We start from the raw sequence: 21,109 nt of genomic DNA, 5'->3' as shown, positions 1-21,109 counted from the left end.
GACCAGTGAAAAAAGCATCGCAATTTAACCGTCATACATTATTATTTTTTGCTCACTAATAACATCCATCATCAATTTTTGATCTGCTTTTCTGCTTTTTTCTTTTAACTTATTAAAAATAAAGGGAAACATATGATTTGGGGTTTACTTGCCATATCACTGGCGTTATTAGCCATACACCGCACTGCTGCACTTATTGTTCTACTCGCCGCTGTTATTACCGGATTTATCACGCAAACTGTGATTTATCCGGCGATTGCCACTATTGCCATTATTTTTGTATTAGGTGCGCTACGTATCTATTTTCAGCAAAATAGCGTCATTAAAATAACCACTGAGCTGCTATTACTTACTTTTGGTGTCGCATTATTCCTGCATCTGATTCCAGGCTTTAATAACCTGAAATATCTCGATAAAGTTCAGGCTGGTCCTCATAGTGCGCCATTTTCAATGTATTTCAACTTTGATAAGGCGCTCATTCCTTTCCTGCTGTTATGTTGCATGCCTGGATTGTTCACAACAAAACCTCTGGCAAAAGTTCGGCCTTATGCATGGATAATCTTAGCTATTGCTATTCCTGTACTATTAAGCATAGCAACGGCTCTCGGAGGACTTGCCGTTGAACTACATATGCCACAATGGTTACCAGCATTTATTCTGGCAAATATTTTCTTCGTCTCTCTGGCAGAAGAAGCTTTATTCCGTGGTTATATCCAACAAAGGCTGAGTCAGTGGATTCATCCATATTTTGCACTGATTATCACTGCCTTAATTTTTGGGGGAGTTCACTTCGCTGGTGGTCCATTGTTAGTGATTTTCGCTACACTCGCAGGATTAATATACGGGCTGGCCTGGATGTGGAGTGGTCGCTTGTGGGTAGCTGTTGGGTTCCACTTCACACTTAATTTGGTTCATTTGTTGTTCTTCACTTACCCAATCAAATTGGTGACAGCGTTGTAACACATCAAATTTACCCGATATATATTTACCATCTGTAAAAAATTAAGGTTTTCAAGCAAATAAAGTTATCGAACAAGACTATTGATTGCTGTTGTAGTGTATAGGGCAATATAATGCGCTCAGTTATCATTTAAGTTCGGTTTTTAAAAAGTATTGATAGGAGTTTAAGCTAATGGCTGTAACTAAACTGGTTCTGGTAAGACATGGCGAAAGCGAGTGGAACAAAGAAAACCGTTTTACTGGCTGGACTGACGTTGCTTTATCTGAAAAAGGTCGTGCCGAAGCTCAACAAGCAGGCCAACTGTTGAAAGAAGCAGGTTTCGTTTTTGATTTTGCATACACCTCTGTTCTGAAACGGGCTATCCACACTTTATGGAATATTTTGGACCAAGTTGATCAACAATGGTTACCTGTTGAAAAAAGCTGGAAGCTAAATGAACGTCATTATGGTGCCCTGCAAGGTCTGGACAAATCAGAAACTGCCGCTAAATATGGCGATGATCAAGTTAAACTGTGGCGTCGTGGTTTTGCTATCACTCCTCCAGATTTAACTAAAGACGATGAACGCTTTCCAGGTCACGACCCACGTTACTCAAATCTGGCCCCAGAAGAATTACCTGTGACTGAAAGCCTGGCGACCACTATCGAACGGGTTATTCCTTACTGGGAAGACGTCATTAAACCTCGTGTTGCTAAAGGTGAGAAAGTGATTATTGCTGCTCATGGCAACTCTTTGCGTGCTCTGGTTAAATATCTGGACAACATGAGTGAAGAAACCATTCTTGAACTGAATATCCCAACAGCCGTACCTTTGGTTTATGAATTCGACGAAAACATGAAACCTATCAAACATTACTATCTGGGTAACGCTGATGAAATTGCAGCGAAAGCAGCCGCGGTAGCAAACCAGGGCAAAGCGAAATAATGCATTGCCTATAAAAACTGACTTTGTTCAGTAAATGTAAAAACCGGAACAACTCCGGTTTTTACATTCGAAAAACACTATCAGCCACGACGTGCTTTCACCGCCAACGACAATTGACGTAATAAAATTTCCGTATCAGCCCAACCAATACAAGCATCAGTAATGCTTTTACCGTATACCAATGGTTGATCACTCTCCGGGTCCTGATTTCCTTCCTCTAAATGGCTTTCCACCATGACACCAATAATCGCCTTCTCGCCTGCCGCGATCTGCTCACTGACATTTGCACTCACATCCATCTGCTTTTTAAATTGTTTGCAACTATTAGCATGACTGAAATCAATCATAATTCTTGCGGGCAAACCTGCTCTTTCCAAGCCTTGTTTCACAGCGGCAACATGTTCAGAACTATAATTCGGTTCTCTACCACCACGCAGAATAATATGGCAATCGCAGTTTCCACTGGTATTCACAATCGCAGAATGTCCCCACTTAGTTACAGAAAGGAAACAGTGAGGTGTACTCGCTGCATTGATAGCATCAATTGCAACTTTGATCGCACCATCAGTACCATTCTTAAAACCAACCGGGCAAGAAAGACCAGAAGCTAGTTCACGATGGACCTGAGATTCCGTTGTACGCGCGCCGATTGCTCCCCAGCTCATCAGATCTGCCAAATACTGTGGAGAAATCATATCCAGATATTCACCCGCAGCCGGTAACCCCATGTCATTGATATCCCGTAACAATTGACGAGCCAAACGCAAACCATCATTAATATCAAAACTATGATTCATATGAGGGTCATTAATTAATCCTTTCCAACCAATCGTTGTACGTGGTTTTTCAAAATAAACCCGCATGACAATTTCCAAATCATCTTTTAGTTCTTCACGCAATTTATTCAATCGTTCAGCATATTCCATTGCCGCTTTAGGATCATGAATAGAACATGGCCCAATCACAACTAACAAACGATCATCTTCACCTACCAAGATCTGATGAATAGTCTTGCGAGCCTTACGTACTGTAGATGCAGCCTCTTCAGTTGCTGGAAATTTTTCAAGTAGTGCTACAGGAGGTAATAATTCTTTTATTTCTCTAATCCTTATATCGTCATTCTGATAATTCATAACCCTCTCATCCAATATCGCTGTGTTTTTATCTAAAATAATCTTGAGATTTTAATCTAACTGTTAGAAGCCAAACTGTAAATATTCTTTGTAGATAATAAATAAACCAATATCTAACATAGAGCATGGAAAAATATAGCCAAATGTGGTCATAGCTATTTTTATTAGTTAAAGCATCTTCAGAAGCGATAATTATCAAAGTAAATATCTAAAAATATGCCAGAGATCGATAAAACAACTCTCTGGCATGATTAAAAAATTTATTCCGCGCGAGATAATGGCTGCGAATGGTTTTTCTTCGCTGCCTGAATCCACAAACGAGAGCCATTAAGCGCAATGCCGGTGAGAACCACATACTGCAACGACATTGCTAAAACTCCCTGATGGAAATAGATAACAACACTTATCACGTTGATAACAACCCATACCAGCCAATTTTCAACATATTTGCGGGTCATCAGAATCATTGCCACAATAGACAGCACCGTCATTACCGAATCCCAGAATGGGAACGCATCAAGCTCTAATACCGGCATTTGAACATTAAAGCCAAACTCCTGCATAATCGTAATAGTAACCTGAGTCAAATAACCAAATATCTGATCGATATTAAAAGTCATAATGGCAATCAATAGCACAGAAATAAGACCCATTATTATCGTCTTATTTCGACTTAACCAGCGTATTTTAAGTTCAATCTGCTGCTGATCATTAATCCGGCTCCAAGCATACCAACCATAAATATTGGCAGAAAAGAAAAACAATTGCAGTAGTAAGCTAGCATATAGTTGAATCTGGAAAAAAATCACGGCAAATAACGTAACATTAATCAATCCAAACAAATAGTTAATTATCTTTTCCTGACTGGCAAACCAAATACATAACAAACCAGCAATCGTACCCACTGCTTCAATCCATGATAAATCATAACCATTTTTACCTAATGGTATATTGACTAATATATTGTTAATACTGAAAAAATTCATCTGTTATATCCCAATTATTATCTATACCCGTCATCTTTCAAGTTGCCTCTTTGTTGGCTGCACTCACGCACCCCAGTCACAGAGTTATCTATGCTCCTGGGGATGCGTTCATTTGCCGCCGCGCTGCAAATTGAAATCTATTGGGTATATAGCAAAGTATTGTACTTACTATTTGTTTCTCCATTTTAACTAAGTTACAAAATCGAGCATCCTGTTTAAAGGAATAATCGCCTTTTCACGTAATTCTTTTTTAACAAATATTTCATGCTGACTTCCCGCCTGCTCCAATCCCCGCACGATAGACTGTAAGCTATTCATTGCCATCCACGGGCAATGAGCACAACTACGGCAGCTTGCCCCTTCTCCAGCGGTAGGCGCAGCAAATAATTGCTTCTCAGGACATGCCTGCTGCATTTTATAGAAAATACCTTTATCTGTTGCCACAATCAGTTTCTGATGCGGCAAAGATTGCGCTGATTTAATTAACTGACTGGTTGAACCAACCGCATCAGCCAGCTCAATAACTGCTTGTGGTGATTCAGGATGAACCAATACCGCAGCATCGGGATGTAGACCTTGCATCCTAATCAAAGCCTGAGTTTTAAATTCATCATGGACAATACAAGCCCCCTGCCAACAAAGAATATCCGCTCCTGTTTGCTTACGGACATAATTTCCCAAATGTCGATCTGGTGCCCAAATTATCTTTTCTCCTTGACTGTCTAAATGCTCTATTAGCTCAACAGCGATACTTGAAGTCACAACCCAATCAGCCCGGGCCTTAACCGCAGCTGATGTATTTGCATAAACCACCACGGTACGATCAGGATTATTATCACAAAACTCAGAGAACTCTTTTTCAGGACAACCCAGATCCAGTGAACACTCAGCTTCTAGCGTTGGCATTAAAACACGCTTTTCAGGATTGAGAATTTTGGCAGTTTCTCCCATAAATCGCACGCCAGCTACTAATAAAGTAGAAGCTGGGTGATTATTGCCAAACCGCGCCATTTCCAGCGAATCTGCCACACATCCTCCGGTCTCTTCAGCCAAAGCTTGAATCTCTGGATCGGTGTAATAGTGCGCAACCATAACTGCATCCTGCTGTTTCAGAAGGCGTTTAATTTTTTCGCGACAATATTTTTTTTCGTCCTGACTGAGAAAAGCAGGTTTGGGTGGGAATGGATAAATGGTTGAATTAAAATCAATATACTCACTCATTACTTTAGTCTCTGTTTAGTATATGGTTCCAAAATTGATGATCTTGGTTTTAACCCCGAAAATCTTCCCAATTTTGTTTAATATACTAAACAAAATAATCAATTTATAGTCATTTATCGCGGAATATTTTATCTGTTCATGATTAATTTAAAGGTCTGTTCACATTAAGCGGGGTGTTTAATGCCATAATAATCTTTCCATATTCATGTGAGTTATTGTTTTTCATACCATTTGGGAAAAAGGGCGAGCATATCATGAAAAAAACAGGTAAAACTTTAATCCTTAAAAGTAAAACTCGAAAATCCAAGTATCAGTTTAATGAAAATGAGAAATTAAATATGGAGCAAAAAACGGAAAAAACAATTAAATTTATAAAAAACTCCCCATTAAAAACAGATTTTTAAAAGACATTAAGTGACTAAAAACCGCCTATTCGTTGTCATGTTTAATCCATTTACCAACGCTATTATCCTTTGTTTATTTTACACATTTACCTAACTTATTATTACGCTTTAAAATCTCGAATACAAATACTATACCTAATAGATTTCGAGTTGCAGCGCGGCGGCAAGTGAACAAATCCCCAGGAGCATAGATAACTCTGTGACCGGGGTGAGTAAGTGCCGCTAAAAAAGAGGCAATTTGCAAGATGACCGGGTAAAAAGGTATATTTATATCACCAGTCTATTTACTGACTGATTTATGCGGATAAATTAAAGAGTAATAACTTTATAAAAACCGCTCAGTATTACTAGTAAAACAGCGCCAGTAAAATAAAAACGAATATGATTAATGTCTTTTAAACCCAAAGCAAAATATACCATAATGATTAATCGCAATAAAATGCAGACGAAAAAAGCGGTAAAAACAACGGTTACAACCTGTCCATTATTAAAACCATCAGTAAAAAATAAGAAAAAAACTGACTTTATTCATGCTTATGTACCATGGGAAAAAGACAAATAAAGATATTAATAATTTAATCAGAAAATATATTAAAAAAACAAATGACTTTAATAAAGTTTTCAACTTTTTCATAAAACAATTAAATCATCAAGCATGAAAAATCCAAATAACAAAATACTCAGATAAATGATTTAATAGAATACGAATCAGCATTTACAAAGTTAAAAATGGGATATAATGACACATTACCTTTTCTCTATTTTAATAATAAAAAATAAAGCCGGGCTAACCAGCTTTATTCTTACTCCACGATACTCCACCACTAGAATTATGCCGCCCTTACAATGTAGTTAAATGCGATGTTACGGGGTCTATTTTCGTTAGCAGTTGGGACTTGTCTTGATGCATCAATGTCAAAAAATGTAAGATCAGTACTACTGCCGCCATTTGCTGAACGTGTTTCTGGCGTACCATATCGTGACGATGCCATAACGCCATTCACAACAGGCGTCTGGGGAGCACCGCCCATCTGGGCATGTATAACTTGAGTTGACCCGGTAATATTTCTGATTGCATCTCCCTGCCAAGACAAAAGCCCACGACCACTGTCAACACCTCGATTATCATCCCATCCGCGGATAAATTCTCCTCTTAAATCCGGTAATCTACCGCTAGGATAAGCCTCCGCCAACTTCGGATATTGTAATTTATTAAAAGGTGAACCATTACAAACGAAATAACCGAAAGGTGGACTGAGTAACGGCCAGGGAATAGGAGAACCTACAGGTATATTAATTTCTTCACGTAATGAATTTATTACTACCTGAACAAGCTTTTGTGTAGCCGCCAACGTGTCGCTATTACCAATCACATTTGTCAGCTGAACAACCCCTTTTTGTGTTAATGAAGCATTAGGAATATCTGTTGTAATTTTCTGTTCTATCGCTTTATTTAATTGAGCGGTAAGTTTGGCTACATTACCATCATCCAGAACATCATTGCCAGATTGTGTCGCGATAAAATCAGCGACGACAGATGATATAGTTGATGACTGACGTAACACCTTATTTAACAAATGTGTGGGAACATTCTCCGGAGAAAATCCTGTCTGCAAACCCTGGTTTTCTTCATATTTTTCTTGACTAATTACATTTGCATTATTACTAATAGAAAAAGCCTTAAAATCATTTTTAGGACTCATATACACCTCTTGAACTAAATAATATTATTTCATAATAAACATATAGAATTACTGTAAAGACGATTTCTCGTAATTCACATAAATAACAGTCTAGTTCAGAAAAATAACAACAGAGTGTCCTTATTACTTATAGGGTTAACTGTTTTTGTATTATTGGAATAAATAAACAGTTCAATATTTTAGAATCTAAAATATCCCCCCAATTTATATTTAATATTTGGAAATTATTTTTCTCTTATTTATTATAACATTCTAAAACATTCGCTCATTGTTCTCATTGATATATACCTTTCATTGAAAAACGGTCTGGTAAGTGAAAATGATTTTGATATCACACTGAAAATAAAGGATTACATCTGAGATATCAGACATCTTAAATCCAAACGGATTCTCACATATCTGACATTAGCAGAGAATATCCTACGACACTCTCCGCTAATTTTAATAAAAGTTTTACTATTCTGCGCATCAAAGTTTAATTAGACTGAGCCAAGCCTTTTTATACGGTTAACTCTTAAGCCTCATTTGGATGTAGTTACAAGAAAGGATTATTATTCGCTCCAACCTCCACTTCAATTTCTGCGTTTAAATAACTGGCAAGATTGGTGGCTGTAACTTTATAGTAGTAAATAAGATTAGGAGGCGGTACAAGTATTCCACTTTTGCCGGGGTAGATCTCTATAGAATTATACAGAGTATAATCTCCAACTAAGGATGCCCAGTAGCCACTCACTTTAACTAGCGCTAAACTAACGTTTTTTATCGTTATATGAGGTTGATGAGCAGGAACTAATATACTGCCATTCTTATAAATATCAAGAGTCTGATTAGGGTTTATATATACTCGTGCCATTTTATTTTTTCCTTATTATTACGGTTATTTGATTGTCTACATGCATATGACCTTATCGGTGAAATTTAACTTAGCATTTACTCCGAGCAGTTAAATATTGAACTTTATCAGTGATGCAAAAATAATAAGATAATCTCATACTCATATCAGTATTAAATGATTAGTCAGCAGAATATTTTCTGAAATATATTAAATATCAAAATTAAAATTAGTCAAATTAATTATAAGCTATAAATGAGTATACTTTGGGAAATAAAATAATGGTGAATATTATTTAAATAAAATTTCAAAATTGTAGATCACTTGAAAGGAACTCAGTCCGATTTTTGCGATCTGATTAGTCGCCAAATCAAAACAAATCACTAACCGACTGAGTAATGCCATCATTACACCAATATCGCGAAATGAACACCGCCAGAACCTCTTGCGCCGTGTGCGATTCAACCAATCATTGGATAAACGGGTTTACGTTTGTCATGTTTCACTCCTATAAAAAGTAGGCACAACACCTACAAATATATTGATAACGGAATTAATGTATGGGTACTATACCCATATATTAACCAAATGGAGGATTGATGAGTAGTGCAGAGCTAATAAAACTCCTAATAGCTGGCGGATAGGTTAAGGCTAGACAAGACGGTAGCCATATCACTCTAACTAAACCCGGTGTTGTGAAAATAATCACAATACCACACCCAAGAAAAGATTCATCAAAAGGTGTCATCCAGCAGGCGCAAAATATTTCAGGGCTGAAATTACTATGATAACGGGCATAACAGGTGCAGTTATATCGCCCTTTATTTACAAAGCTCATTATCAAATTAAGAGGTAATACTATGATTTATCCACTCTTTATATTTAAAACAGAAGATGGGTTTGACGGTTACTTCCCCGATGTCGAAGGCTGTTTTTTTGCTGGCAACACTTTAGAAAATGCTATCCGTGATGCAGAAAAAGCATTTGGGCAGCACATGACTGTTTTAACCGAACACGGCGGCTATGTCCCTGCACCTAAAGACTCATCCGATTACATTGGTGATCCTCGTTTGTCTGAGGATGGAGGGGTTATTGCTCTTATCGAGTTAGATCCAGCAAAATATGAGTCAAAAGCCATCAAATTCAATTTAACCATGCCTGGCAATCTATTAACTGCTATAGATCGCTACATTGAGAAAAACGGACACTATAAAAACCGTTCTGCCTTTCTAGCTGAATTAGCCAGAAAAGAAATAGCTCACCACTAACAGGTTTAGGGTAGGAAACTGCCCTAAGCAAAATTCTGCTCGGCTCGAACCTGCAACCCATTGATTAAGAGTCAACTGTTCTACCGACTGAGCTAACGACTATCTAAGAAAATGTGTTTTCGAACGAAGCTTTAAGATGGTGGGTCGTGCAGGATGACTCGGCCTGCGGCCTCTCCCTTCGGGCCAGCGCTCATGCGCTGTTGTCTCGCTTCGCTCGGCTCGAACCTGCGACCCATTGATTAAAAGTCAACTGCTCTACCGACTGAGCTAACGACCCATCTAAGGAAATGTGTTTTTGACCGAAGCTTTAAGATGGTGGGTCGTGCAGGATGACTCGGGCTAGGCCCTCGCCCTTCGGGCCAGAGCTAAAGCGCTGTTGTCTCGCTTCGCTCGGCTCGAACCTGCGACCCATTGATTAAAAGTCAACTGCTCTACCGACTGAGCTAACGACTCATCTAAGGAAATGTGTTTTCGACCGAAGCTTTAAGATGGTGGGTCGTGCAGGATGACTCGGCCTGCGGCCTCTCCCTTCGGGCCAGCGCTCATGCGCTGTTGTCTCGCTTCGCTCGGCTCGAACCTGCGACCCATTGATTAAAAGTCAACTGCTCTACCGACTGAGCTAACGACCCATCTAAGGAAATGTGTTTTTGACCGAAGCTTTAAGATGGTGGGTCGTGCAGGATGACTCGGGCTAGGCCCTCGCCCTTCGGGCCAGCGCTAAAGCGCTGTTGTCTCGCTTCGCTCGGCTCGAACCTGCGACCCATTGATTAAAAGTCAACTGCTCTACCGACTGAGCTAACGACTCATCTAAGGAAATGTGTTTTCGACCGAAGCTTTAAGATGGTGGGTCGTGCAGGATGACTCGGCCTGCGGCCTCTCCCTTCGGGCCAGCGCTCATGCGCTGTTGTCTCGCTTCGCTCGGCTCGAACCTGCGACCCATTGATTAAAAGTCAACTGCTCTACCGACTGAGCTAACGACCCATCTAAGGAAATGTGTTTTCGACCGAAGCTTTAAGATGGTGGGTCGTGCAGGATGACTCGGCCTGCGGCCTCTCCCTTCGGGCCAGCGCTCATGCGCTGTTGTCTCGCTTCGCTCGGCTCGAACCTGCGACCCATTGATTAAAAGTCAACTGCTCTACCGACTGAGCTAACGACCCATCTAAGGAAATGTGTTTTTGACCGAAGCTTTAAGATGGTGGGTCGTGCAGGATGACTCGGGCTAGGCCCTCGCCCTTCGGGCCAGCGCTAAAGCGCTGTTGTCTCGCTTCGCTCGGCTCGAACCTGCGACCCATTGATTAAAAGTCAACTGCTCTACCGACTGAGCTAACGACTCATCTAAGGAAATGTGTTTTCGACCGAAGCTTTAAGATGGTGGGTCTGCAGGATGACTCGGCCTGCGGCCTCTCCCTTCGGGCCAGCGCTCATGCGCTGTTGTCTCGCTTCGCTCGGCTCGAACCTGCGACCCATTGATTAAAAGTCAACTGCTCTACCGACTGAGCTAACGACCCATCTAAGGAAATGTGTTTTCGACCGAAGCTTTAAGATGGTGGGTCGTGCAGGATGACTCGGCCTGCGGCCTCTCCCTTCGGGCCAGCGCTCATGCGCTGTTGTCTCGCTTCGCTCGGCTCGAACCTGCGACCCATTGATTAAAAGTCAACTGTTCTACCGACTGAGCTAACGACTATCTTAAGAAAATGTGTTTTCGACCGAAGCTTTAAGATGGTGGGTCGTGCAGGATGACTCGGGCTAGGCCCTCGCCCTTCGGGCCAGCGCTAAAGCGATGTTGTCTCGCTTCGCTCGGCTCGAACCTGCGACCCATTGATTAAAAGTCAACTGTTCTACCGACTGAGCTAACGACTATCTTAAGAAAATGTGTTTTCGACCGAAGCTTTAAGATGGTGGGTCGTGCAGGATTCGAACCTGCGACCAATTGATTAAAAGTCAACTGCTCTACCGACTGAGCTAACGACCCATCTAAGGAAATGTGTTTTTGACCGAAGCTTCAAGATGGTGGGTCGTGCAGGATTCGAACCTGCGACCAATTGATTAAAAGTCAACTGCTCTACCGACTGAGCTAACGACCCATCTTGTGACTTCTCTCGGCAACGGCGGCATATATTACTGATTTCTCAGAACAGCGCAACGATTATTTTTTTAAATTACGTTTAAATGCTTACTAAGCACCCAATTAACCCCGAAAACGTGTTAATACGCCCTTCCGGGGCCAATAATTACAGCGTAGAAAGCTTTTTTTCAGCCAATTTAGCTACGTTCGAACCAGGATATTGTTTCATAACCTGCTGGTAAACAGATCTCGCTTTATCCTTCTGACCCTTGTCCTGCATGATCAAACCAACTTTGTAAAGCGATTCACCACTCTTCTGTGACTTCGGATACTCTTTTACTACCGTAGCAAAGTAGTAAGCAGCTTCGTCTTTCTTACCCTTGTTATAGTGAAGTTGTCCTAACCAGTAGTTGGCATTAGGTATATAACTCGACTTCGGATAATTCTTTACAAAGCTCTGAAAAGAAACAATCGCTTTATCATATTCTTTGCTATTCACTGCTAAGTGAACAGCGGCATCATAATCGCCTTTCTCGCTGCCAGTACCGACAGGTGAAGACACTTGATTACTACTATTACTTGCAGTTGAAGAAGGAGAAACCGCCGTAGGTTTACTGTCTGAGGAACCAGTAGCACCTTCCAGTTGCTGATAAATATCCTTCTGCCGCTCTATAATTTGATTAAGCTGATACTGATTCTCCTGAATCTGACCACGGAGCATGTCAATATCACGTTGAGAATCGGCGAGTTGCTGCTGAAGCTGAGTTAACAGCTGGCTGTGAGCGTTAGAAATACGCTCTAATTGGGTAAGGCGCTCATCGGTAGAACCTGAGCCGACATTACTGATTGGCGCTTGGGCAATAGCGGCCCAAGGAACCGCTACGCCAACCAGTAACGACAGACCCAAAAAATGATGTCTGAAGTTACTGTTCATGAACTACTCTTAGTATGCCAGTACTGCGCGACGGTTTTTAGCATAGGCCGCTTCGTCGTGACCCAGTACAGCAGGTTTCTCTTTACCGTAAGAGACGATAGAGATTTGCTCACCGGAAACACCTTTGCCTTGCAGGTACATTTTCACTGCATTAGCACGGCGTTCACCTAATGCGATGTTGTACTCAGGAGTACCACGTTCGTCAGCATGACCTTCTACAACAACTTTATAAGATGGGTTGCTGCGCAGGAATGCTGCGTGAGCATCTAACAGCTGAGAAAAATCTGAGCTGATGTCGTATTTGTCAAAACCAAAATATACGATGTTGTTGTTTTGTAGCTCTTGCATTTGCTGACGAGCTAATTCCTCTGCTGACAGACCCGCATTAGTTTCGTTAACAGTGCCTACACCAGTCTGATCGTTATCAGCATTCTTGTTAGAACTACACGCTGCTACGGCCATAACTGGTAAAGCTAACATCAGCCCTTTTAGCACTTTGTTCAGTTGCATCTCTTTGATCCTTTTAAAGTTTGCCATACATATTATTATGCATCACAGATACGGCGACCAGGCAGGAAATTTTACCTGTCCATCGGTTGCCGGAAGACGCGCTTTGAAACGCCCGTCAGTCGAAACTAGCTGCAATACAGTTCCCAACCCTTGGGTAGAGCTATAAATCACCATAGTGCCGTTAGGTGCGATACTCGGCGTTTCATCCAGGAACGTATCCGTCAAAGTTTGAACGGCTCCCGTTGCCAGATCTTGTTTAGCAATGTGCTGCTTACCACTCTCTGAGCTGACCATTACCACAAAATTACCATCTGCACTAACATCAGCATCTTGGTTTTGTGTGCCTTCCCAAGTGAGGCGTTGCGGAGCACCGCCATTAATATTGATTTTGTATAACTGTGGACGCCCCCCCTGATCAGAGGTATAAACCAATGTCTGGTTATCCGGCATCCAACTTGGCTCAGTATTGTTACTGCGACCATCCGTAACCTGACGGATCTGAGCTGAACTCAAATCCATCACGTAAAGATTCAAACTACCTGATTTAGACAGAGCAAATGCCAATTTACTGCCATCAGGCGAAAATGCAGGCGCACCATTATGACGCGGGAAAGAGGCAACTTGACGTACCTCACCACTCGCCAAGGTCTGAATCACCAAGGCAGAACGACCACTTTCAAAAGTCACATAAGCCAATTTGGCACCATCAGGAGACCACGCCGGTGACATCAGTGGCTCTGGTGAACGATGAACAGTGAACTGGTTGTAACCATCATAATCCGATACCCGCAGTTCATACGGATATTTGCCACCATTGGTCTTTACGATATAAGCCAGACGGGTACGGAATGCGCCTTTAATACCCGTTAGTTTTTCAAACACTTCATCACTGGCTGTATGCGCAGCATAACGTAACCACTGTTTAGTCACTTTAAACTGATTCTGAGCAAGCACTGTGCCCGGAGCCCCCGCAGTATCAACCAACTGATAAGAGATCAAGAAACTACCATCTGCACTTGGCTGAATCTGTCCGACAACAACAGCATCAATACCCAAGGCTGACCATGCAGCAGGCGTCACCTCAGATGCCGTCGTTGGTTGCTGTGGCATACGACTAGCATCAATAGGATTAAATTTGCCACTGTTGCGAAGATCGGCTCCAACGATAGTTCCTATCTCTTCAGGTGCATTGCTAGCCCCAGTCCATTTAAATGGCACAATGCCAATAGGACGAGCAGAATCAACCCCTTGGGTGATTTCAATACGAACTTCTGCGTGAGCCACAGTGACCCACAACATCAAAATACTTAGCATTACTTTAAAAGCCTGCTTCATCATGTCTCCCTTATCGCGATGGAATCGCCGCAATAATTCGCGGATATTAACAAACGTCAACAAACAAAACTAGATATACCCGTTATCTTTCAAGTTGCCTCTTTGTTGGCTGCACTCACTCACCCCGGTCACATAGTTATCTATGCTCCCGGGGATTCGCTCCCTGGCCGTCGCGATGCATCTTGAAATCCATTGGGTATATACCCGTTATCTTTCAAGTTGCCTCTTTGTTGGCTGCACTCACTCACCCCGGTCACATAGTTATCTATGCTCCCGGGGATTCGCTCCCTTGCCGTCGAGAAGCGTCTTGAAATCCATAGGGTATAGCTTAATAACATTGAATAGTTTTGTTTGTTATTAATAATCTCTAAATAACAACCTTATTGAGGTTTAAAATAAACCGGAGTATTTTTAAACACTTCGTAAACCTCTTTGCTTGGTGGTTTCGGAATTTTCGCTTGTTTAGCAGCCGCTACCGCTGCCTGACACAACGCCTGATCTCCCCCTTCTGGTTTTACATCAATTAATAAGCCATCAGGAGCAAGCTTAATCCGTAATGTACAAGTACGCCCACGATACATGTCCGCATCGTAAAACTTATTCTGTATCGCTATCTGGATCTGCCCCAGATAGTTATTAATGTCGGCATTTGAAGCACCACTTTTCTTGCCACTTCCTTTACCCGCAGCAGAAGCGCCTCCTTGTTGTTTCGGCGCATTGGAAGTTAAACCACCCAGTAAATCATCAACTTCACTTTCTTGTTTGGCAGCTTGTGCAGCGGCTTTTTTCTTGGCATCAGCTTCGGCCTTCGCTTTAGCCTTTGCATCTGCTTCCGCTTTGGCTTTAGCATCCGCTTCAGCTTTAGCCTTGGCTTTTGCTTCAGCCTCCGCTTTAGCTTTTGCTTCTTCTGCGGCTTTTTGTTGAGCCACAGCAGCTTCAGCCTCCTTTTTAGCTTCAGCTTCGGCTTTCTTCTGCATTTCAGCCTGCTCTTTAATCAGCCTTTCTTTTTCAGCTTTAGCTTTGGCCGCCGCTTCTTCTGCCAGTTTTTGCTCTTCACGGGCTTTTTTCGCTGCGTCCTCAGCTTGCTTTTTTTGCTCTTCCGCAACCTGTTGCGCTTTAATTCTCTCTTCTTCTACCGCTTTCAGACGTTCTTGCTCTTCAGCCTGTTTTTCTCTTAATTCAGTTGCCTGCTGCTCCGCTTTCTTTTTACGTAACTCTTCTGCACGCTTAGCGTCAGCCTGCTGCTGCTGTTGCTGATTGTACTGCTGTACTACCGCATTCGGATCGACCATAACAGCATCAATAATAGAACCATCCTGTCCGCCGCCACCCATTTCGGTTTTTTGCGTCAGGGAACCCCAAATAAGCAACCCTATCAAAATGATATGTAACACAACCGAAACGATAACGGCGCGATTTAGCTTATTGTTTTGTCCGCTTGTCTTTCCCACGCTCGATATCCAAGATCTTTAAATGACAGCAATTTTGGCCAAACTCAGATAGGCTGAGTCATTAAGCCAACGGATTTCACACCTGCCCGATGCAACATATTCAATGCCTTAATAATCTCATCGTAAGGCACCTCTTTTGAACCACCAATCAAAAAAACGGTCTTTGGGTTCTCTTTTATCCGCGCCTGAGCTTCAGCAATAATCTGCGGTTCAGGTAATAATTCCAGTCGTTCATGGTTAACCACCATGGTGTACTGACCAACACCAGAAACTTCCACGATTACCGGCGGGTTGTCCGAACTGGAAACCGTTTTGGAATCCACCGCATCGGGTAGATCAACTTCTACGCTTTGAGTGATAATCGGTGCTGTTGCCATAAAAATAAGCAACAGAACCAGCAACACGTCCAGTAAGGGAACGATATTGATTTCGGATTTCAGCTCACGCTTGCGACTACGAGTGCGTGCCATAGCCTCTCCCCTTACTATTTGTTCTCAGCTTTATTTTCAACAGCAAAAGCTTGACGATGCAAAATAGCCAGAAACTCTTCCATAAAGTTATCGTAATTTTGCTCCAGCTTATTAACACGCTGATTCAAGCGATTATATGCCATCACTGCGGGAATCGCCGCAAACAGACCAATCGCCGTTGCAATCAACGCCTCTGCAATACCCGGCGCTACCATCTGAAGAGTGGCCTGTTTTACCGCACCTAACGCGATAAATGCATGCATAATTCCCCAAACCGTACCAAACAAACCGATATATGGGCTTATTGAACCAACCGTACCCAAGAATGGAATATGGCTTTCCAATGTTTCTAATTCACGGTTCATAGAAATACGCATTGCACGTGAAGCCCCTGTAACCACTGCTTCCGGTGCATGATTATTGGCATGATGCAAACGGGCAAATTCTTTGAACCCAGAATAAAAAATTTGTTCCGTTCCACCCAATGAATCTCGACGCGACTGACTTTCCTTATACAAGCGTGATAATTCAATACCCGACCAGAATTTGTCTTCAAATGCTTCCGCTTCACGGGTTGCGGCATTGAGAATTTTGGTCCTTTGAATAATGATTGCCCATGAAGCAATGGAAAAGCAGATCAAAATAAGCATGATCAGCTGCACCAAAAGGCCCGCCTTCAGGAATAAATCAAGAATATTCATGTCAGCCACTACTTAAACTCCGCGACAATAGACTTTGGAAGCGCAATCGGCTTCATTTGAGATGTATTCACGCAGGCGACTAACACTTCTGCGCTGTTAAGAACTTTTCCGTTACCATCAACAATGCGTTGAATAAATGTCAAAGATGCTCTACGAATATCAGTAATTTCGCTCTGTACCTCCAACATATCATCAAGCCGGGCTGGGACATGGTAATCAACCACTATACGCCGAACAACAAATCCAATTTGTTCATCAAGTAAACGCTGTTGATGAATGCCACGGTGACGTAACATCTCTGTACGAGCTCTTTCATAAAAGGCGACATAACGGGCGTTATAAACTACCCCACCAGCATCTGTATCTTCGAAATAAACACGAACGGGCCAACGGAATAATGTATTACTCACTTTCAATCCTAATATAAGGCGAATTAACGCTGCCACTATACTCAAGACAATGCGGCTTTGGAATAATGTGCAAATAAAAAATTTATGGATTAAATAACCCACAATACGCAGAGTTAGCTAACAGAAGAATTGATATAAACCCCAAATCAAAATTAAAAATGCTGGCAAAGGATAGAAAAAGATACGCCAGACGATCCTTCTTGGATGAAACCCTATACCGAAAGTAACACCTGTGCATACAGACCAAATTAGCAAAACACCTTGCCATACGTGCAATGAACTAGTATTGGCCGCAAAACGCGCAGGCTCATAAAATACACAACCAGCAACTATCAATGCCAGAATAAGGATAAGGCCCCTTATAGGGCCTTTATCCATCAGCTGATAGCATTTATCTATCAACATTACTTTTCGCCATTTTCAGCAGCTTTTTCTGCTTCATGATGTTCAAGCGCTAAGGCAGCAATTATTGCAAAACTACAAGCCAAGAGCGTTCCAAGTATCCAGGCAAAATACCACATGCTTTATGCTCCTTAGTACAATGAATGTTTATTATCTTCAATAAAGCTTTTATCCAAACGTCCGAACATCTTGTAGTAACACCAAATGGTGTATCCCAAAATGATGGGAACAAAAATCAATGCAACCACAAACATGACGCGCAATGTCATCAAGCTTGAAGTCGCGTCCCACATTGTCAGGCTGACATTAGGATCAGTAATTGAAGGCATCACAAATGGGAACATCGTCACACCGCAAGTCAAAATAATGCAAGTAACTGTCAGTGAAGAGAACAAGAAAGCCCATCCAGCTTTGTTCATACGGGTCATCAGCATAGTCAGCAAAGGAGCAACAACACCCAATGCTGGTAGAGTCCACAGCCACGAATAATTATTGAAGTTAGTCAACCAGGCACCAGCTTGATGGGAAACTTCTTTATGTAATGGATTAGACTGAGCCATAGTATCCAGACCACCCGTCACAATATAACCATCAATACCATAAATCAGCCATACACCTGCTAGCAAGAAAGCCACCATAGTCACCAGTGCACATATATAAGTTGCCACACGAGAACGTAGACGCAGCTCACCGGTAGTACGCATTTGCAGATAAGTTGCGCCCTGAGTCACAATCATCATCAAGCTGATCACCCCAGCCAATAGGCCATATGGGTTTAGCAATCCAAAAAAGGAGCCGGCATAGGACAAACGTAATTGGGAATCAACGTTAAACGGCACGCCTTGCAAAAGGTTCCCGAACGCAACACCGATAACCAATGGCGGCACAAAACTGCCGACAACTATTGCCCAATCCCACATATTACGCCACTTGCGATTTTCCAATTTTGAACGGTAATCAAAACCAACCGGGCGAAAGAATAATGCGGATAACACCAGAATCATGGCAACATAAAAGCCTGAAAATGCCGCGGCATAAACCATCGGCCAGGCGGCGAACAGTGCGCCACCGGCAGTAATCAGCCAAACCTGATTGCCATCCCAGTGCGGAGCCACTGAGTTAATCATGATGCGGCGCTCAGTATCATTTTTACCAATGATTCGTAACAGGATACCTACCCCCATGTCGAAACCATCAGTTACTGCAAAGCCGATTAGCAATACACCAATCAGCAGCCACCATATAAATCGTAGTACTTCATAATCAAACATAAGTGGGCTCCCGTTTACTGAGCATCATGCGCTGAAGTTGTTTTCTGTTCAAAGTGGTAACGACCCGTATTCAGGCTGCTTGGGCCACGACGTGCGAATTTGAACATCAAAAACATTTCTGCGATCAGGAACAAGGTGTAAAGACCACAAATCAGTGCCATCGAGAATAGGATATCGCTGGCTGCCAGGTTGGAACTCGCTACAGCGGTTGGCAAAACCTCGCCAATTGCCCAAGGCTGACGGCCATATTCAGCAACAAACCAACCTGCCTCTATGGCGATCCATGGTAATGGAATACTGTACAACGCAGCGCGCAGTAACCATTTTTGTTTACCAATACGGCCACGGATAACACTCCAAAATGCCAGACCAATCAACAGTAACATCAGGAAACCGGCTGCAACCATAATACGGAACGCAAAATACAGTGGAGCAACACGAGGAATAGAATCCTTCGCCGCTGCCTTAATTTGCTCCTCGCTGGCATCAGTCACTTTGCTGGTATAGCGTTTCAGCAACATGCCGTAACCAAGGTCTTGTTTGCTTTCATTGAATGCAGTACGAACCGTCGGGTCTGTATTACCTGCCCGCAATTCTTCTAACAATGCATAAGCTTTTATACCATTACGAATACGCAGCTCATGCTGATCCATCAGATCACGCAAACCAATTACCGGGGTATCAACAGAACGGGTCGCAATCAGCCCCATAAGATAAGGGATCTGGATGGCATATTTATTTTCCATTTTGTCCTGATCCGGGATACTTATCAGTGTAAAGGCAGCTGGAGGGGGCTGAGTTTCCCATTCAGCTTCAATTGCCGCTAGCTTAGTTTTTTGTACGTCACCCATTTCGTAACCGGATTCGTCTCCCAGCACGATAACAGACAATACCGCGGCAATACCAAAACTTGAGGCAATCGCAAATGAACGTTTAGCGAATGGAATATCACGGCCTTTCAGCAAGTAGTAAGAGCTGACACCAAGAACGAAGATCGCCCCCGTCACATAACCTGCTGCAACAGTATGAACAAATTTCACCTGAGCAACCGGGTTCAGTACCAGTTCAGCGAAACTCACCATTTCCATACGCATGGTTTCAAAGTTGAAGTCAGAAGCAATCGGGTTTTGCATCCAACCATTAGCAACCAGAATCCACAGTGCAGAGAAGTTAGATCCTAGAGCAACCAACCAGGTTACTGCTAAATGTTGCTTTTTACTGAGACGATCCCAACCGAAGAAGAATAGACCGACGAATGTAGATTCCAGGAAGAACGCCATCAAACCTTCGATCGCCAGAGGGGCACCAAAAATGTCACCAACGTAGTGAGAGAAGTATGACCAGTTAGTTCCGAACTGGAACTCCATGGTCAACCCTGTTGCGACACCCAGAGCAAAGTTAATACCAAATAACTTACCCCAGAATTTTGTCATATCTTTGTAAATTTGTTTACCGGAAAGCACATACACCGTTTCCATAATCGCCAGCAAAAACGCCATACCGAGCGTTAGTGGAACGAACAGGAAGTGATACATTGCAGTTAAGGCAAACTGTAATCGTGACAGTTCGACAATATCAAACATCTTGACTCCTTGCTCCTAGCAGGAAGGCATCGACTTGCAGCAACCTGGCTTTGTCATAAGAACCTGTTTCAAGGCACTAAAACAAAAGCCTTATATACCCTTCATCCTTCAAGTTGCTGCTTTGTTGGCTGCGTTCACGCACCCCAGTCACATAGTTATCTATGCTCCTGGGGATGCATTCACTTGCCGCCGCGCTGCAACTCGAAATCTATTGGGTATAACTACCAGCAATAAATGCCTCTAAAATAACAATTCATTACCAAGTGAATTAAAAACATAATTAGACTAATAGTATAGTACGCTTATATTCCCATACAATAAATAGGTTTTACGTGATTCAGATTAGAATTCCGAATATGGATCAACAATTTCGGTTATTGTTTAATGGAAACGAATTTGATCAAGATCAATCTAAGCAAATTAAAAAAATAATGCTATAGGTAATAACCTGATTTTGGTCACTTATTTCTGGTTAGTGTTAACTACTTTGTCTATTATTTCATTTTGGTTGATATATTGTTAAACATTTGTTTATTTAGATAATC

Annotated in this window: 21 protein-coding genes, 10 tRNA genes, 2 other RNA genes and 1 pseudogene; 6 read left to right on the top strand and 28 right to left on the bottom strand. The window is 42.2% G+C overall.

Going from position 1 to position 21,109, the window contains the following annotated elements; translation table 11 throughout:
• Positions 1 to 132 precede the first annotated feature (132 nt).
• Together BDD30_RS16165 and gpmA are read left to right on the top strand one after the other, a co-directional pair.
• On the top strand, positions 133 to 960 hold the full coding sequence (locus BDD30_RS16165; protein ID WP_015835078.1) for a CPBP family intramembrane glutamic endopeptidase: 828 nt from the start codon (positions 133 to 135) through the stop codon (positions 958 to 960).
• A gap of 172 nt (positions 961 to 1,132) precedes the next feature.
• Positions 1,133 to 1,885 carry a 2,3-diphosphoglycerate-dependent phosphoglycerate mutase gene (gene gpmA, locus BDD30_RS16160; protein WP_015835079.1) on the top strand — a complete coding sequence of 251 codons (753 nt, stop codon included), beginning with the start codon at positions 1,133 to 1,135 and terminating at the stop codon, positions 1,883 to 1,885.
• Between the two features lie 80 nt (positions 1,886 to 1,965).
• On the opposite strand, the gene aroG is transcribed toward gpmA, so the two are convergent.
• From aroG to nadA, 3 genes are all read right to left on the bottom strand, one after another.
• Positions 1,966 to 3,018, bottom strand: coding sequence for a 3-deoxy-7-phosphoheptulonate synthase AroG (gene aroG / locus BDD30_RS16155; protein WP_041382150.1), 1,053 nt, complete (start codon positions 3,016 to 3,018; stop codon positions 1,966 to 1,968).
• Between the two features lie 260 nt (positions 3,019 to 3,278).
• Positions 3,279 to 4,004 (bottom strand): nicotinamide riboside transporter PnuC, encoded by a 726-nt coding sequence (gene pnuC / locus BDD30_RS16150; protein ID WP_015835081.1) that lies wholly within the window; start codon positions 4,002 to 4,004, stop codon positions 3,279 to 3,281.
• A 189-nt stretch (positions 4,005 to 4,193) separates the two neighbouring features.
• Positions 4,194 to 5,225: a quinolinate synthase NadA gene (gene nadA, locus BDD30_RS16145; RefSeq protein ID WP_015835082.1), complete on the bottom strand. Its 1,032-nt coding sequence runs from the start codon at positions 5,223 to 5,225 to the stop codon at positions 4,194 to 4,196.
• A 254-nt stretch (positions 5,226 to 5,479) separates the two neighbouring features.
• On the opposite strand from nadA, the gene BDD30_RS23705 reads away from it, so the two are divergent.
• Positions 5,480 to 5,629, top strand: a complete 150-nt coding sequence (locus tag BDD30_RS23705) for a hypothetical protein (RefSeq protein WP_158307075.1) — start codon at positions 5,480 to 5,482, stop codon at positions 5,627 to 5,629.
• Between the two features lie 388 nt (positions 5,630 to 6,017).
• Positions 6,018 to 6,191 carry a hypothetical protein gene (locus BDD30_RS23700; protein ID WP_158307076.1) on the top strand — a complete coding sequence of 58 codons (174 nt, stop codon included), beginning with the start codon at positions 6,018 to 6,020 and terminating at the stop codon, positions 6,189 to 6,191.
• A gap of 268 nt (positions 6,192 to 6,459) precedes the next feature.
• Here the strand turns inward: BDD30_RS23700 and BDD30_RS16135 are convergent, their stop codons facing one another.
• Both BDD30_RS16135 and BDD30_RS16130 read right to left on the bottom strand, forming a co-directional pair.
• Positions 6,460 to 7,332, bottom strand: a complete 873-nt coding sequence (locus BDD30_RS16135) for a phage tail protein (protein WP_041382153.1) — start codon at positions 7,330 to 7,332, stop codon at positions 6,460 to 6,462.
• A gap of 535 nt (positions 7,333 to 7,867) precedes the next feature.
• Entirely contained in the window at positions 7,868 to 8,185 is a 318-nt protein-coding gene (locus BDD30_RS16130; RefSeq protein ID WP_015835084.1) for a hypothetical protein, read from the bottom strand.
• Between the two features lie 638 nt (positions 8,186 to 8,823).
• On the opposite strand from BDD30_RS16130, the pseudogene BDD30_RS16125 reads away from it, so the two are divergent.
• Positions 8,824 to 8,952: pseudogene (locus BDD30_RS16125) on the top strand (type II toxin-antitoxin system HicA family toxin); the annotation flags it as partial.
• A 72-nt stretch (positions 8,953 to 9,024) separates the two neighbouring features.
• The gene (locus tag BDD30_RS16120) at positions 9,025 to 9,432 is read left to right on the top strand and encodes a type II toxin-antitoxin system HicB family antitoxin (RefSeq protein ID WP_041382157.1); all 408 of its coding nucleotides are present in this window, start codon (positions 9,025 to 9,027) and stop codon (positions 9,430 to 9,432) included.
• A gap of 137 nt (positions 9,433 to 9,569) precedes the next feature.
• Here the strand turns inward: BDD30_RS16120 and BDD30_RS23695 are convergent.
• From BDD30_RS23695 to cydA, 23 genes are all read right to left on the bottom strand, one after another.
• Positions 9,570 to 9,709 (bottom strand) — tRNA-Lys (locus tag BDD30_RS23695).
• Positions 9,710 to 9,745: 36 nt separating this feature from the next.
• Positions 9,746 to 9,885 (bottom strand) — tRNA-Lys (locus BDD30_RS23690).
• A 36-nt stretch (positions 9,886 to 9,921) separates the two neighbouring features.
• Positions 9,922 to 10,061, bottom strand: a tRNA-Lys gene (locus tag BDD30_RS23685).
• Between the two features lie 36 nt (positions 10,062 to 10,097).
• Positions 10,098 to 10,237 (bottom strand) — tRNA-Lys (locus BDD30_RS23680).
• A 36-nt stretch (positions 10,238 to 10,273) separates the two neighbouring features.
• A tRNA-Lys gene (locus tag BDD30_RS23675) sits at positions 10,274 to 10,413 on the bottom strand.
• A 36-nt stretch (positions 10,414 to 10,449) separates the two neighbouring features.
• Positions 10,450 to 10,589, bottom strand: a tRNA-Lys gene (locus tag BDD30_RS23670).
• 36 nt (positions 10,590 to 10,625) lie between these two features.
• Positions 10,626 to 10,765: transfer RNA gene (locus BDD30_RS23665), tRNA-Lys, on the bottom strand.
• 36 nt (positions 10,766 to 10,801) lie between these two features.
• Positions 10,802 to 10,940: transfer RNA gene (locus tag BDD30_RS23660), tRNA-Lys, on the bottom strand.
• 36 nt (positions 10,941 to 10,976) lie between these two features.
• A non-coding RNA gene (locus BDD30_RS16075) (RtT sRNA) lies at positions 10,977 to 11,109 on the bottom strand.
• A gap of 43 nt (positions 11,110 to 11,152) precedes the next feature.
• Positions 11,153 to 11,285: non-coding RNA, RtT sRNA (locus BDD30_RS16070), on the bottom strand.
• A 43-nt stretch (positions 11,286 to 11,328) separates the two neighbouring features.
• A tRNA-Lys gene (locus BDD30_RS16065) sits at positions 11,329 to 11,404 on the bottom strand.
• A gap of 36 nt (positions 11,405 to 11,440) precedes the next feature.
• Positions 11,441 to 11,516: transfer RNA gene (locus BDD30_RS16060), tRNA-Lys, on the bottom strand.
• A gap of 147 nt (positions 11,517 to 11,663) precedes the next feature.
• Positions 11,664 to 12,431, bottom strand: coding sequence for a cell division protein CpoB (gene cpoB, locus BDD30_RS16055; RefSeq protein WP_015835085.1), 768 nt, complete (start codon positions 12,429 to 12,431; stop codon positions 11,664 to 11,666).
• 9 nt (positions 12,432 to 12,440) lie between these two features.
• Positions 12,441 to 12,941 (bottom strand): peptidoglycan-associated lipoprotein Pal, encoded by a 501-nt coding sequence (gene pal / locus BDD30_RS16050; RefSeq protein ID WP_036774414.1) that lies wholly within the window; start codon positions 12,939 to 12,941, stop codon positions 12,441 to 12,443.
• Positions 12,942 to 12,983: 42 nt separating this feature from the next.
• Complete coding sequence (gene tolB / locus BDD30_RS16045; RefSeq protein WP_041382160.1) at positions 12,984 to 14,276, bottom strand: Tol-Pal system beta propeller repeat protein TolB; 1,293 nt, start codon at positions 14,274 to 14,276, stop codon at positions 12,984 to 12,986.
• Between the two features lie 380 nt (positions 14,277 to 14,656).
• Positions 14,657 to 15,727, bottom strand: a complete 1,071-nt coding sequence (tolA, locus tag BDD30_RS16040; RefSeq protein WP_015835088.1) for a cell envelope integrity protein TolA — start codon at positions 15,725 to 15,727, stop codon at positions 14,657 to 14,659.
• A 44-nt stretch (positions 15,728 to 15,771) separates the two neighbouring features.
• A complete protein-coding gene (gene tolR, locus BDD30_RS16035) occupies positions 15,772 to 16,197 on the bottom strand; it encodes a colicin uptake protein TolR (RefSeq protein WP_015835089.1) in 426 nt (141 codons plus the stop codon).
• Positions 16,198 to 16,211: 14 nt separating this feature from the next.
• A complete protein-coding gene (tolQ, locus tag BDD30_RS16030) occupies positions 16,212 to 16,907 on the bottom strand; it encodes a Tol-Pal system protein TolQ (RefSeq protein WP_015835090.1) in 696 nt (231 codons plus the stop codon).
• A complete protein-coding gene (ybgC, locus tag BDD30_RS16025) occupies positions 16,907 to 17,308 on the bottom strand; it encodes a tol-pal system-associated acyl-CoA thioesterase (RefSeq protein ID WP_041382162.1) in 402 nt (133 codons plus the stop codon). Before ybgC ends, tolQ begins: the two co-directional genes overlap by 1 nt.
• 117 nt (positions 17,309 to 17,425) lie before the next feature.
• Positions 17,426 to 17,713: a cyd operon protein YbgE gene (gene ybgE, locus BDD30_RS16020; protein WP_015835092.1), complete on the bottom strand. Its 288-nt coding sequence runs from the start codon at positions 17,711 to 17,713 to the stop codon at positions 17,426 to 17,428.
• Positions 17,713 to 17,829, bottom strand: a complete 117-nt coding sequence (gene cydX / locus BDD30_RS16015; RefSeq protein ID WP_015835093.1) for a cytochrome bd-I oxidase subunit CydX — start codon at positions 17,827 to 17,829, stop codon at positions 17,713 to 17,715. The genes ybgE and cydX overlap by 1 nt, the downstream gene beginning before the upstream one ends.
• 12 nt (positions 17,830 to 17,841) lie before the next feature.
• Positions 17,842 to 18,981: a cytochrome d ubiquinol oxidase subunit II gene (gene cydB, locus BDD30_RS16010; protein ID WP_015835094.1), complete on the bottom strand. Its 1,140-nt coding sequence runs from the start codon at positions 18,979 to 18,981 to the stop codon at positions 17,842 to 17,844.
• 14 nt (positions 18,982 to 18,995) lie between these two features.
• On the bottom strand, positions 18,996 to 20,564 hold the full coding sequence (gene cydA, locus BDD30_RS16005) for a cytochrome ubiquinol oxidase subunit I (protein ID WP_015835095.1): 1,569 nt from the start codon (positions 20,562 to 20,564) through the stop codon (positions 18,996 to 18,998).
• Positions 20,565 to 21,109 lie beyond the last annotated feature (545 nt).

The organism is Photorhabdus asymbiotica (assembly GCF_003634575.1).
In the GTDB taxonomy this organism is placed as follows: domain Bacteria; phylum Pseudomonadota; class Gammaproteobacteria; order Enterobacterales; family Enterobacteriaceae; genus Photorhabdus; species Photorhabdus asymbiotica.
The sequence above is the reverse complement of the archived record's forward strand: the minus strand, read 5'-3'. Positions and strand labels throughout refer to the sequence as shown.